Annotated in this window: 10 protein-coding genes; 9 read left to right on the top strand and 1 reads right to left on the bottom strand. The window is 41.5% G+C overall.

Annotated features, from left to right (window positions below; translation table 11 throughout):
• The first annotated feature begins 88 nt into the window (after positions 1 to 88).
• The 9 genes from gcvP (at position 89) to Q0058_RS00600 (ending at position 9,520) form a co-directional block, all read left to right on the top strand.
• Positions 89 to 2,938 (top strand): aminomethyl-transferring glycine dehydrogenase, encoded by a 2,850-nt coding sequence (gcvP, locus tag Q0058_RS00640; protein ID WP_298220641.1) that lies wholly within the window; start codon positions 89 to 91, stop codon positions 2,936 to 2,938.
• A 68-nt stretch (positions 2,939 to 3,006) separates the two neighbouring features.
• A complete protein-coding gene (locus tag Q0058_RS00635; protein WP_298220639.1) occupies positions 3,007 to 3,387 on the top strand; it encodes a group III truncated hemoglobin in 381 nt (126 codons plus the stop codon).
• A gap of 121 nt (positions 3,388 to 3,508) precedes the next feature.
• Entirely contained in the window at positions 3,509 to 4,567 is a 1,059-nt protein-coding gene (locus tag Q0058_RS00630; RefSeq protein ID WP_298220638.1) for a 3-oxoacyl-ACP synthase III family protein, read from the top strand.
• A 232-nt stretch (positions 4,568 to 4,799) separates the two neighbouring features.
• Positions 4,800 to 5,435: a WG repeat-containing protein gene (locus Q0058_RS00625; RefSeq protein WP_298220636.1), complete on the top strand. Its 636-nt coding sequence runs from the start codon at positions 4,800 to 4,802 to the stop codon at positions 5,433 to 5,435.
• A gap of 124 nt (positions 5,436 to 5,559) precedes the next feature.
• Positions 5,560 to 6,081 carry a methyltransferase gene (locus Q0058_RS00620; protein ID WP_298220634.1) on the top strand — a complete coding sequence of 174 codons (522 nt, stop codon included), beginning with the start codon at positions 5,560 to 5,562 and terminating at the stop codon, positions 6,079 to 6,081.
• Positions 6,082 to 6,241: 160 nt separating this feature from the next.
• Entirely contained in the window at positions 6,242 to 6,877 is a 636-nt protein-coding gene (locus Q0058_RS00615) for a WG repeat-containing protein (RefSeq protein WP_298220632.1), read from the top strand.
• 101 nt (positions 6,878 to 6,978) lie between these two features.
• Positions 6,979 to 7,830 (top strand): glycosyltransferase family 2 protein, encoded by an 852-nt coding sequence (locus tag Q0058_RS00610; protein ID WP_298220630.1) that lies wholly within the window; start codon positions 6,979 to 6,981, stop codon positions 7,828 to 7,830.
• A 182-nt stretch (positions 7,831 to 8,012) separates the two neighbouring features.
• Positions 8,013 to 8,762 carry an ABC transporter permease gene (locus Q0058_RS00605; RefSeq protein WP_298220628.1) on the top strand — a complete coding sequence of 250 codons (750 nt, stop codon included), beginning with the start codon at positions 8,013 to 8,015 and terminating at the stop codon, positions 8,760 to 8,762.
• Complete coding sequence (locus tag Q0058_RS00600) at positions 8,759 to 9,520, top strand: ATP-binding cassette domain-containing protein (protein ID WP_298220626.1); 762 nt, start codon at positions 8,759 to 8,761, stop codon at positions 9,518 to 9,520. The genes Q0058_RS00605 and Q0058_RS00600 overlap by 4 nt, the downstream gene beginning before the upstream one ends.
• 6 nt (positions 9,521 to 9,526) lie before the next feature.
• Here Q0058_RS00600 and Q0058_RS00595 read toward each other — a convergent pair whose 3' ends face one another.
• A complete protein-coding gene (locus tag Q0058_RS00595) occupies positions 9,527 to 13,381 on the bottom strand; it encodes a gliding motility-associated C-terminal domain-containing protein (protein ID WP_298220624.1) in 3,855 nt (1,284 codons plus the stop codon).
• Positions 13,382 to 13,420 lie beyond the last annotated feature (39 nt).

Below are 13,420 nucleotides of genomic sequence, written 5' to 3'. Positions count from 1 at the left end.
ACTAAAAATGAAAGGTTAAAGACCGTCGTTTTTTGAGATTAATCCATAAATTTGTGCTTCAAAAAATACACACACCTATCTATAAGCTATGAAAACAGATTCGTTTGCTCTACGACACATCGGACCCAGAGAACATGATGTTCCAAAGATGTTGAAAACTATCGGAGTTGACTCGATTGACCAGCTCATTTACGAAACCTTACCCAATGACATCCGTCTGAAAGCACCACTGGATCTGGATCCTGCGATGACCGAATACGAATTTGCGAACCATATCCATCAGTTGGGGAACAAAAACAAAATGTTCCGTTCGTACATAGGCTTGGGCTATCATCAGGCCATTGTTCCGGCCGTAATCCAAAGAAACATCTTTGAAAATCCGGGTTGGTACACCGCTTATACGCCTTATCAGGCCGAGATTGCGCAGGGCAGATTAGAGGCGATTCTGAATTTCCAAACCACCGTCATCGAACTTACAGGAATGGAAATCGCGAATGCTTCATTGCTCGATGAAGGCACCTCAGCCGCTGAAGCCATGGCTTTGCTGTTTGATGTACGTTCGCGTGACCAAAAGAAAAACAATATCAACAAATTCTTCGTTTCTGAAGAACTGTTGCCTCAAACGATATCGGTTCTGCAAACCCGTTCGACACCGATTGGCGTTGAATTGGTGATCGGAAACCACGAAACTTTCGATTTTTCCAACGATTTCTTCGGAGCGATTTTACAATATCCGGGGAAACACGGTCAAATTTATGATTACTCAGGATTCATCGCAAAAGCCAAATTGAACGAAATTAAAGTAGCCGTTGCCGCCGATATTTTAAGCTTGGTACAATTGACGCCTCCCGGAGAAATGGGCGCTGATGTGGTGGTTGGAACTACCCAACGTTTCGGAATTCCTTTGGGTTACGGCGGACCGCACGCCGCTTATTTTGCGACGAAAGATGAATACAAAAGAAGCATGCCCGGAAGAATCATCGGTGTTACTGTTGATACGAATGGCAACCGCGCTTTGCGTATGGCTTTGCAGACCAGAGAGCAGCACATCAAAAGGGATAAAGCGACTTCAAACATTTGTACCGCTCAGGTTTTACTAGCTGTTATGGCTGGAATGTACGCCGTCTATCATGGGCCAAAAGGCTTGAAATATATCGCTAAAAAAGTACACGCTTCGACAGCTACTTTGGCCAACGAACTGGAAAAATTAGGCTTGTATCAAACCAATACGGCTTATTTCGATACGATTGTAGTGAAAACCGATGCGAAGAAAGTGCGCCCAATTGCCGAACAGCATGAAATCAATTTCAATTATATCGATGACCAGACGGTTTCGATTTCTTTAAATGAAACGACAAGTATCAATGATTTGAATGATATCGTTTCGGTTTTTGCTTTGGCGCACGGAAAACCTTTTTCAAAGTTTGACACTTTACTCGATGCGATTCATTTTCCACAAAATTTAGAAAGAACTTCAGCTTTTTTACAGCACGAAGTATTCAATTACTACCATTCGGAAAGTGCGCTCATGCGTTACATCAAAATTTTGGAGCGTAAAGATTTGTCGTTGAACCATTCGATGATTTCTTTGGGTTCGTGTACGATGAAACTCAATGCCGCCGCTGAAATGCTGCCTTTGAGCAATCCGCAATGGAACAATATCCACCCGTTTGCGCCGCTTGATCAGGTGCAGGGTTATCAGGAAATGCTCAAAAAATTAGAGCACCAACTCAACATCATCACGGGTTTTGCAGGAACGACTTTACAGCCTAATTCCGGAGCGCAAGGCGAATATGCAGGATTAATGGTGATTCGTGCTTACCACCAATCGCGTGGCGACCATCACAGAAATATTGCTTTGATTCCTTCTTCGGCGCACGGAACCAATCCGGCTTCGGCTGCGATGGCTGGAATGCAAGTAGTCGTGACCAAAACGTTGGAAAACGGAAACATCGATGTGGAGGATTTAAGAGAAAAAGCGATTTTACACAAAGACAATTTATCATGTTTGATGGTGACTTACCCATCGACGCATGGTGTTTACGAAGCTTCAATCATTGAGGTGACGAAAATCATTCATGACAATGGCGGTCAGGTTTATATGGACGGCGCGAATATGAACGCTCAGGTCGGATTGACAAACCCAGCTACGATTGGCGCGGATGTTTGCCATTTGAATTTGCATAAAACCTTCGCGATTCCTCACGGTGGTGGTGGCCCAGGTGTTGGACCGATATGTGTCGCTCCTCAATTGGTACCGTTTTTACCGACGAATCCGGTTATTCCAACTGGTGGAAGCACTCCGATTACAGCAATTTCTGCGGCACCTTGGGGTTCGGCTTTGGTTTGCTTGATTTCTTATGGTTATATCTCGATGTTGGGCGCTGAAGGCGTTACTGATGCTACCAAATATGCAATCCTGAACGCCAATTACATCAAAGAAAGACTCAACGGCCATTACGATACTTTATACAGCGGTGAAATGGGACGCGCGGCACACGAAATGATTCTCGAATGCCGTCCGTTCAAACAAAAAGGTATTGAAGTAACCGACATCGCAAAACGTCTGATGGATTATGGTTTCCATGCGCCGACGGTTTCATTCCCGGTAGCAGGAACCTTAATGATTGAACCAACAGAAAGTGAAAACTTAGAAGAACTCGACCGTTTTTGCGAAGCGATGATTTCGATCAGAAAAGAAATTGAAGCTGCAAATGCTGACCAACCAAACAATGTTTTGAAAAATTCGCCGCACACTTTAGCGATGCTGACTGCCGAAACCTGGAATTTCCCATACACGCGCGAACAAGCAGCTTTCCCATTGGATTATATCTTAGAAAACAAATTCTGGCCAAGCGTGCGTCGTGCTGATGATGCGTATGGCGACAGAAACCTGATCTGCAGTTGCGCTCCAATAGAAGCTTACATGGAGAAATAAGAATTACGAATTATGAATTAACCCTTTTAGATATTGATTCTGAAAGGGTTTTTTATTACAATGCAATTATGAATGACATTCAGAATCAGGACGACTTATATTTGTTGGTGGAAAATTTTTACGAACGATTACTGAGCGATCCAGCGATCAGTTATATATTCACGGAAGTGGTCAAAATCAAACTGGAGGAACACTTGCCCATCTTGGTGACGTTTTGGTCGCAGGCTATTTTGGGAACCGGTGGTTATACCAAAAACCTGACGCAAATTCATCTTGATGTGAATCAGAAGGAATATTTGTCTCCGGAACTGTTTCAAATCTGGTTAGCGCATTTCGATACAGCCGTTGACGAGAATTTTACAGGAACAAATTCAGAAAAAATAAAGACCAATGCGCTCAGTATCGCTACGATTATGCAAATCAAAATCGCTCAGGAAAAAAGCAAATAATTACGACATCAATAATTATATCCGTCATTCTACGACTATTTCACAATTAATTTGAATTACTCAGTCCTTTTGAGGAATCCGTCACTTTTTATTGATAATTTCGTAATGAAATAGTAATGATATGAACATCAAGATTACAGGTTCCGGCAGTTATGTCCCGGAAATAAGGGTAAAAAATACTGATTTTGGCAACCATGTATTTCTTAATGATGACGGCACTCCGTTCGGTTATTCCAATGAAGTGGTCATCAGCAAATTCAAAAGTATTACCGGAATCGAGGAACGCCGCTATGCCGAACCTCATCTGACTTCCTCTGACATGGCTTTTTTCGCCGCTCAAAAGGCTATTGCAAATGCCAATATCGATCCTGAAACCATTGACTATATCATTTTCGCCCACAACTTCGGCGATGTAAAACCCAATGCCATTCAATCGGATACTGTCCCTAGCCTTGCTTCGCGGGTAAAATTCAAATTGCGGATCCAAAACCCAAAATGTGTCGCTTATGACGTACTGTTTGGTTGCCCAGGCTGGATTGAAGGTATGTTGCAAGCCAATGCCTTTATCAAATCAGGAATGGCCAAACGTTGCCTCGTGATTGGCGCTGAAACTTTATCACGGGTAGTTGACGCTCACGATCGTGACAGCATGATTTACTCTGACGGTGCCGGCGCTACGATTGTAGAAGGCTGCGCGGATGATGAAGGTTTGTTATCACATGAAAGCGCGACTTTCGCTTATGAAGAATCCAATTATTTGTTCTTTGGAAATTCCTTCAATAAAGACCTCAATCCCGATGTGCGCTACATCAAAATGCATGGCCGCAAAATATATGAATTTGCTTTAAGCCAAGTTCCATTGGCAATGAAAAGCTGTTTGGACAAAAGCGGTGTTGCGATTGACGACATCAAAAAAATCCTAATTCATCAGGCCAACGAAAAGATGGATGAGGCCATTGTAAACCGGTTCTACAAACTATACAATCGCAATATGCCCGATAGGATTATGCCTATGAGCATTACTTTATTAGGCAACAGTAGTGTAGCCACAATTCCAACATTATTTGATTTGCTCGTTAACGACAAGATTGAAGGGCAACAGATTCAAAAAGGCGATGTGGTGATTTTTGCTTCAGTGGGCGCCGGAATGAACGTGAATGCTTTCGTATACAAGTATTAATCTTCTCTTTTGTTTTTACATTTTACACTAGTCAACATTACTTTGGCAATGATTAATGCTACTTACTATCGGCAATAATTTGCTTTTTAAAAATTTATTTATTGTAAGTTTTTTATACCATTTTTTTTAAATATTATGCTTTTCATCGATTTTTTTTGTTTTTAATCGTCGTTTCGTCATACTATTGCAGTGTGTTAAAAACAAACAGAATTAATCCCTAAATCAATTTTTTATGAAAGCAATCTACACTTGTGCTGCCCTCGCATTATGTTCTTTTTCATTTGCGCAACAATTATTCATCGTCAACTCTGACAACAAATTTGGTGTTGTTAATGAAAATGGCGTAGAAATTATCCCTACGAAATATACCTCAGTGGATGAGTTTGATATGATCCATCCCAACTGGTCAAAAGTCGGTCTTGATAATTTATACGGATTCATTGACAAAACCGGTAAAATTATTATTGAGCCAAAATATCAGGAGATCAACGCCTTCAATGCTTTCCACGAAGGTTGGGCTTTGATTAGAAAAGACAATAAATACGGATTTATCGACAATGCAGGAAAAGAAATTGTTCCTCCGGTTTATGACAAAGTCGGCGCTTTCGGTGACTACGTAAAAGACTGGATGCTCGTTGAAGCCAACGGTTTGAAAGGATTTGTTGACAAAGACGGTAATGTGATTGTTCCCATCAAATATACTCAAGTAGAGAAATTTGATAACATTAGAAAAAACTGGTCATTGGTTAAAGACAGTAAAGACAAACTCGGATTCATCGATAAAACCGGAAAAGAAGTCATTCCAGTAGTGTATGACAACATCGAAGCTTTCGTCAAAAAACAGACGGTGATCGCCAATGTAGACTAATACTAGTCCGATATAAAGCAAAAGGGATTTCATTTTTTGAAGTCCCTTTTTTTATGCTTTGAAGCGAACTACGGCATAGCATTCTTCTTATATTTGCAGCCATGAAATCAATACCATTACTCTGATGTACGAAAACACTTTTCCCAGCAAAAGATTCAAATTGACCCTAGCATTTCTAAAAAAACATATTGATACTACTGAAACTATTCTGGATCTTGGTGTCGAAAATCCGTTTTCTAAAATTATGAAATCAGAAGGTTTTCAGGTGACCAATACCACCGGTGAAGATTTGGATGAAAATCAAACCGTTTTCAAAAAGCAAGCTGCTGATGTGGTAACTGCTTTTGAAATCTTCGAACATTTGCTGAATCCATATACCATTTTAAAAGAAATACAATCGGACAAACTTTTCATTTCGATTCCGATGCGTTTGTGGTTCTCGCCGGCATATCGCAGCAAAACCGATCCTTGGGACAGGCATTATCATGAATTTGAAGATTGGCAACTCGATTGGCTATTGGAAAAAACAGGCTGGAAAATTATCGACCGCCAACAATGGACCAATCCGGTGAAACAAATAGGAATCAGGCCTTTACTCAGATTGGTAACCAATAGATATTATATTGTTTATGCGGTAAGAAAATAACAATTAAAGTTAAATACAGCCGTTTGATTTTGTAAGATTTTTATTTTTATTTTTTTGAAAATTGTGTATTTCGTCGATTATATTTGCTTTTTATCGGTAAATGGTTGTATCATTGTCCGGTAATAATAAACAAAATCAATTAACAAAAAATTCAATTTTTATGAAAGCAATCTACACCTACGCAGCATTGGCTTTATGTACCGTTTCATTCGGTCAGAAATTATTTATTGTCAGTTCCGATGATAAATTTGGCGTAATCAACGAAAACGGAGTCGAGATTATCCCAGCGAAATACAATTCCGTTGACGATTTCGATAAGGTTCACATGAATTGGTCGAAAGTCGGATTAAACAACCTCTACGGATTTATCGACAAAAAAGGAAAAATCATTGTCGAGCCAAAATACGAAGTGATCAACAACTATAGCACTTTAAATGAAGGCTGGGCTTTAGTCCAAAAAGATGGCAAATACGGTTTCATTGACGATTTAGGAAAAGAAATCGTTCCACCAATTTATGATAAAATCGGTGGTTTCGGAGAATACGCCAAAGACTGGATGCTTGTAGAAGCTGACGGAATGAAAGGTTTTCTCGATAAAGAAGGCAACATCATCGTTCCTGTAAAATATGTAGAGATCGAAAAATTCGACAAAGTCAGAAAAAACTGGGCCTTGGTTAAAGACCGCAGAGAGAAGTTAGGATTCATCGACAAAACTGGAAAAGAAGTCATTCCGGTAGTTTATGACAACATCGAAGCGTTTATCAAGAAAAAATCAGCAGTGGCCGATACGAACTAATAAGCCTTAACCTCAATATAAAAAAGGGATTTCTTCACGGAATCCCTTTTTTAATGGTTCAAATTTATAATTTTACGGCTCTTAAATAAAGTCAATACCTGATGCATTATTACCTTATCATTCCGGCTCATAACGAAGCACAATATATTGCATTGACTTTACAATCCATCGAAGCGCAAACATTACCGGCCAGAAAAATTGTTGTGGTCAATGACCATTCTACGGATGAAACAGAAGAAATTGTTAATTCGTTCATACAAAGAAATCCTAATCTGAGTTTGGTCAATAACATTTCCGAGGCAGAACATCAGCCTGGAAGCAAGGTGATTCGCGCCTTCCAAAAAGGTCTGGATACTTTAGATGGCGATTATGACTTCATCGTAAAGTTAGACGCTGACTTGATTTTGCCTGCGAATTATTTCGAAACCATCGCTGCACATTTTCAATCGGATTCTAAAATTGGTATGGTTGGCGGTTTTGCGTACATCCAAAAAAATGACCAATGGATTCTCGAAAACCTCACGGATAAAGACCACATCCGCGGCGCCTTCAAAGCTTATCGCAAGGCGTGTTTCGAACAAATCGGCGGACTGAAGCCTGCTATGGGTTGGGATACTGTAGATGAATTGCTTGCGAAATTTTATGGTTGGAAAGTCGTGACCGACGAAACTTTAAAAGTAAAACACCTCAAACCTACGGGTGCCAGCTATAACAAAACCGCGAGGTTCAAGCAAGGCGAAGCTTTTTATAGTTTGGGTTACGGTTTCTGGATCACTACCATAGCGTCGGCAAAATTAGCGATGATGAAGAAAAAACCATTATTGTTCCTAGACTACATTCGCGGATTCTGGAAAGCGAAATCGGCGAAAAAACCACTTTTGGTAACGGAAGAACAGGCAAAATTTATCCGCTCGTATAGATTGGCGAAAATGAAAAACAAAGTTTTCCGGTAACCGATACTGCGTGAGTGATGGCAGCGGTAGCCCACAGCCAAATGCAGTGCCAACGAAATTTGGCGAGGACTTTTAGCGGACAGCACGACCCTTGTGGTCACGCCCAACAAACTCCTAAAAAAACTCCAAACCGACAACAGACAACCGATAACTTTTCTTATTTTAGCGCATATTTCAAAACTATGATGTTAGTCCGTTATTTGTCGCAGATCGGGAAGTACTTTCTGATGTGGAAAGAGATTTTCAACAAACCTACCAAATGGTCGGTGATGCGCAGCCTGATCTTCAAAGAAATTGATGATTTGATTATTGGTTCTCTGGGCATCGTGGCTTTTATCTCGTTTTTTGTGGGTGGCGTTGTGGCGATTCAAACGGCCTTAAACCTCACCAATCCTTTGATTCCGAAATACCTTATTGGTTTTGCGACGCGTCAGTCTGTCATTTTGGAATTTGCGCCAACGTTCATCTCGATCATTATGGCGGGAAAAATGGGTTCGTTCATCACCTCAAGTATAGGAACGATGCGCGTTACCGAGCAAATCGATGCGCTTGAAGTCATGGGTGTCAATTCGTTGAATTATCTGGTTTTCCCAAAACTGATCGCGCTCCAACTCTACCCTTTTGTCATCGGAATTAGCATGTTTCTGGGTATTCTTGGCGGTTGGATTGCTGCGGTTTATGGCGGATTTGGGTCAAGTGAAGAATTTATTGGAGGATTGCAAAAAGAGTTTATTCCGTTTCATATTGCGTATGCTTTCATCAAGACATTTGTGTTTGCTTTGCTACTAGCCACGATTCCGTCTTTTCACGGTTATTATATGAAAGGCGGCGCGCTCGAAGTCGGTAAAGCCAGTACTGTTTCGTTTGTCTGGACTTCCGTGATGATCATCACCATGAATTATATCCTAACCCAATTACTGTTGACCTCATGATAGAAGTTAAGAACCTTGAAAAATCATTTGGCGGCACGAAAGTCTTAAAAGGTGTTTCGACGGTTTTTGAAACCGGCAAGACCAACCTCATCATCGGTCAGAGTGGTTCCGGTAAAACGGTATTGCTCAAAAGCTTGCTCGGAATTCACACGCCTGATGCAGGAACGATTTCTTTCGATGGCAGGATTTATTCTGATCTGTCGGCCGATGAAAAAAGAGAATTGCGTACCGAAATCGGAATGGTTTTTCAGGGCAGCGCGCTTTTTGATTCGATGACTGTTGAAGAAAATGTAGGCTTTCCTTTGAAGATGTTCACGAGCAATTCTAAATCAGAAATTCAGGATCGTGTTGATTTTGTACTCAAACGCGTCAACCTTGTCGATGCCAATAAAAAACTGCCTTCAGAAATTTCAGGCGGCATGCAGAAACGAGTGGCGATTGCCCGCGCGATTGTCAACAATCCTAAGTATTTGTTTTGTGACGAACCCAATTCGGGCCTCGATCCTAATACATCGATTCTGATTGACAACCTAATAATGGAAATCACCGAAGAATATAACATCACGACCGTCATCAATTCGCATGATATGAATTCCGTGATGGAAATCGGTGAAAACATCGTCTTCCTAAAAAACGGACTCAAAGCCTGGCAAGGCACCAAAGAAGAAATCTTCAAAACCGACAACAAAGCGGTGGTTGATTTTGTGTATTCTTCGAACCTGTTCAAAAAAGTACGTGAGGCTTACCTGAAAGGTTAATCCAATCTACCTCGACGTCACAAATACCCATCCCTGCTTTTCCTCACCCGAAGACATATAGGCGATATAATAATACGTAGAATCGGGCAATTGCTGATTCTTATTGTTTTGCCCATGCCATTGGTCGGTATAGTTATTCTGATCATACACCAATCTTCCCCAACGGCTGTAAACTTCCAATCTTTTTACGTTCAATCCCGTCAAGTTAAAACTATCGTTGGTCAAATCATTATTGGACGAAATAACATTAGGGATGATGCATTTTGTGCCGGGAACCTGAAGTGCTTGGTGGGTTTGACAACCCTCGGCATTGGTTACGGTAACTTCATAAAAACCTGTAGGCAAATCCGTGATCTGAATGGGGTTTTGGTTATTGGTATAGTGATCCGGACCTGTCCAGGAATAAGTGGCTGTATCCACCTCAAAAGTACCGTTGCTGGGTCTGACGGTAATCGTATACTGACCATTCACGCACGAAGGTTCCATAATATATTCTGGCGAAGGCTGTAACACAACCTCAACGGAAGAAGCTGATTCGCAGCCGTCGACAATAGCCTTAACCGTATACTCTCCACTATTGGCTGCCGTGCTGTTTTCTATTGTTGGATTTTGTTCCTGCGATAAAAATCCGTTCGGACCGGTCCAGGAATAGGTTGCATTCGGAATCGGATCTACTTGAAACGATATACTTTCGAGATTGCAGAATCCGGAATCTGCCTGTACAACGGGATTTGACGGAATTTCTTTGAGATGCAATTCTACTGTGGCCGTATCGGTATTGCCGCAAAGATCATGAACGACATAATTGAAGCTGTAATCGCCAGTCGAAACCCCGGAAGATGACCATAAATTCTGATTCAATACTCCGCCTGCAGTGGTCTGATTCCAAGTGCCGTTCAGATCGTAAGGCTGTCCTAATAGCGTAAACAAATCAAAATTCTCAACAACACCACAAAAATCTTTTTCACCATCCAACCCAGCATTAGGCAGCAATGGAACTGTGACGATATAAGTAAGCACACGATCAATGCAGGTAAGTCCGGAAGTAGAATAAATCCTAACGTGATAAGTTCCCGGCGACAGTGCATTGGAAAAAGGCGAAAAAGCCAACGTATTGGTGTTGCTCAATATCAGATTCGGGTTATCGGCTTTCCACCATTGGTAATTAAAGAATGAAAAAGCTACCACAGACAAGTAGCCGTTTTGCCCATCACACAGATGGTTTGGAATAACCGCGGGTTCTGATAATGTTGTAATATCAAAAAGCCTGTTGACAATATTACCACACCAGTCGCGCACTTGAAAATTGTAAATTCCCGATTGCAGTCCGGAGAAAGTATTCGAGGTGCCGTTGTCGATAAAAAAGGACTGTCCGTCTTTACTCGTAATCGAATAGGCCAATGGAGCGACGCCTTCAGCTTCCACAAAAACCCCATAACTGCCATTACTACAAGGAATCGTATTGGCATTGGTAATCTTCAATTCTCCGGTATATTCGAACTCTCTGATGACCTCTCTACAGGCGAAAAAGGTGTAAGATGCTGCGTTCGGAAATATTAAATTGCTTCTCATGATCCTAAACCTGCCCAACGCGGCTATATTAAAATTGGTACTGTAATTTTGAAGCAAAAGCGAATTCGTAGCATTAGGTGTTGAACCATTAGCATAAGCGGAACCCGTGTATGGATGTCCCCACTGTTGTGTGACGGGGTTAAATTTCTGAAGCCACAAAGCCAACTGAAAAGTATCGTTGGTGCGATGGTAGACACTCACGTCAAAAGAACCGCAGTTACCGTTGAGTGAAAATAAATCAAGCTCTATCGCCAAACCAACAATGATGACCTCGCTCAACGCTTCATTCCCGCAACTGTCTCGTGTAAAAAAAGTATAGGTTCCTGCGGGTAAGGTATTCATCGAAAAACCACCCACCGGATCTATATTAAAAGCCACATCATAGGGCATATTATGCGTAAAATTCGAGGGTGCCGTCTGCATGATGACCGAAACCAAAGTGCTGTCAAAACTAGAATTGATGGCTATCGAACCCATGCCAAGATCACAACCGTTTAATTTTCTGACCGAAGGAGGCGGCGGAAGCGTTGGTGGAATATTGATTGTCTGAATATATATTTGCCCGCATACATCCGTAACCTGAATCGTATAATCGCCGGGAACCAAGTGTTCTATATTGGCTGATAAATGGGTGGTATCATTGATGGTGAAAGACACATCATAAGGCAAAGGTTGTTCGAAATTTGGTGGCGCTTGTGTGATAAATACCGACAATAATTCTGGTGCAGGAGGCCGATTTTCAACCTGATCATCTCTAAGGGCAAGAAAAATAGCATTCCCATTATTGGCACAACCATTATAACTTACGTTGACATCCCATTTGAGATAAAGATCAGATTCCGGAATTTCAATTTCTAAAGTGTACACATCACCACAAACATTCACTCCTGTGACCGTATAAATTCCAGGCACATTAAAAGTCATAGAAAAAACGCCAGTTATCGGTGAGATATTAAACGAAACATCATAGGGCAAGTCATGAAGATATCCTGAAGGTGCTCCCGTAATAATTACGGTGGCTGGCAAAACCCCAGGCCCGATTTCTACAATAGTGTTAAATTCACAACCCTCATATCCTGGAAAACGCAAGTATCTGGTTTTAGAATCTTCGACAGTAAAAACCTCCTGCAACACTAGGCCACATTGGTCTGTTACTTTAATCAGATAATCACCCTCAGGGATTTGACTATTGGGTGTAGCAATATAATGTATCAAATCCATGGGGCCCGGATGAAGCGGATTGTAAGTTATCGGATTAAACCCTGCCGGAGCCTCTAAAAACTCCACCATGAAGGGCGGTAAGAAACCACAAGCGCTGACATTGATTTCATTTAAACATGACCTCGGGTCCTGTCCGTAGATGAATGCTCTGCGAATATTTGATATTGGGAGATGATCCGCTATAGCAGTATTCCCGCATTGATCCGTAACTTTAATGGTCGCAAAATAATTATCCACGTCAAAATATGGAATTTCGAATACGGCATCAAGATACTGGGAATTTCCACTTGTAATGGTCTGATTCGCTATAAATGGCGCGCTGCCATCGGGAGGAAATACCGTGATTTCAACCAAAATCGGATAAACAATAGCTCCCGTTAATGGTGGTGTTATGACAAAGTGGGCCATACGCGTGTTACAGCTCGTCAAATTGCAGAACCCGTTTGGATCTTCATGAACGATGTTTAAATACAATGTTGACGCCGCTTCCAAAATCCGATAAGTTTGCACCACGCCTTCCCCACAGTTGTCAATCACGCGAACGTCATATTCCCCGAGCGGCAATCCAGACAAAATTGGGGACGATTGCGGCGGAATGATGACGGGTCCTGAAATGATTTCATAAGCGACGGGATTCCCTTGTGTGACATGCACCGTTATACTGCCCAGAGTACCACATGAAACGGGCTGCCCGATGATATCATAATCTAGCGGCACTATGGTATTGAATAAAGTAACAGTCTGCTGCTGCGAAGCACTTAAATTGCCTAAAAACTGGGTTGCCAGCACTTTATAGGTCCCTGCTGTAAGCCCGCCAAACGAATTGGCATTGGTTTCTGTTATAGGATTGGTCACATCGGGCAATCGAAATATCTGATAAACTACCGTGGCTCCGTCTGCTGTATTGGTGACGGAAAAATTCAACGTTCCATTGGCCGTACAACTTTCGTCAGTTTTGGTAACGGTAAGGGTAAAATTGGGTAATTGAGCAAAAGCAATTTGAGTCAAGAGAAAAAAAACTAAAACTGCAATAAAGGAATAGTATTTTTGATGCAAATCTTTTCTCATAGCGGCTGTTACTTTTTGGCAAAACAATTCTCTTAAGGA

The sequence above is a fragment of the Flavobacterium sp. genome (genome assembly GCF_027484705.1).
Taxonomy (GTDB): Bacteria; Bacteroidota; Bacteroidia; order Flavobacteriales; family Flavobacteriaceae; genus Flavobacterium.
The sequence above is the reverse complement of the archived record's forward strand: the minus strand, read 5'-3'. Positions and strand labels throughout refer to the sequence as shown.

Coding starts and splice junctions, on each gene's coding strand:
- Q0058_RS00600 (WP_298220626.1), top strand. CDS start 8,759: ATGATAGAAGTTAAGAACCTTGAAAAATCATTTGGCGGCACGAAAGTC.
- gcvP (WP_298220641.1), top strand. CDS start 89: ATGAAAACAGATTCGTTTGCTCTACGACACATCGGACCCAGAGAACAT.
- Q0058_RS00625 (WP_298220636.1), top strand. CDS start 4,800: ATGAAAGCAATCTACACTTGTGCTGCCCTCGCATTATGTTCTTTTTCA.
- Q0058_RS00605 (WP_298220628.1), top strand. CDS start 8,013: ATGATGTTAGTCCGTTATTTGTCGCAGATCGGGAAGTACTTTCTGATG.
- Q0058_RS00630 (WP_298220638.1), top strand. CDS start 3,509: ATGAACATCAAGATTACAGGTTCCGGCAGTTATGTCCCGGAAATAAGG.
- Q0058_RS00620 (WP_298220634.1), top strand. CDS start 5,560: ATGTACGAAAACACTTTTCCCAGCAAAAGATTCAAATTGACCCTAGCA.
- Q0058_RS00610 (WP_298220630.1), top strand. CDS start 6,979: ATGCATTATTACCTTATCATTCCGGCTCATAACGAAGCACAATATATT.
- Q0058_RS00615 (WP_298220632.1), top strand. CDS start 6,242: ATGAAAGCAATCTACACCTACGCAGCATTGGCTTTATGTACCGTTTCA.
- Q0058_RS00635 (WP_298220639.1), top strand. CDS start 3,007: ATGAATGACATTCAGAATCAGGACGACTTATATTTGTTGGTGGAAAAT.
- Q0058_RS00595 (WP_298220624.1), bottom strand. CDS start 13,381: ATGAGAAAAGATTTGCATCAAAAATACTATTCCTTTATTGCAGTTTTA.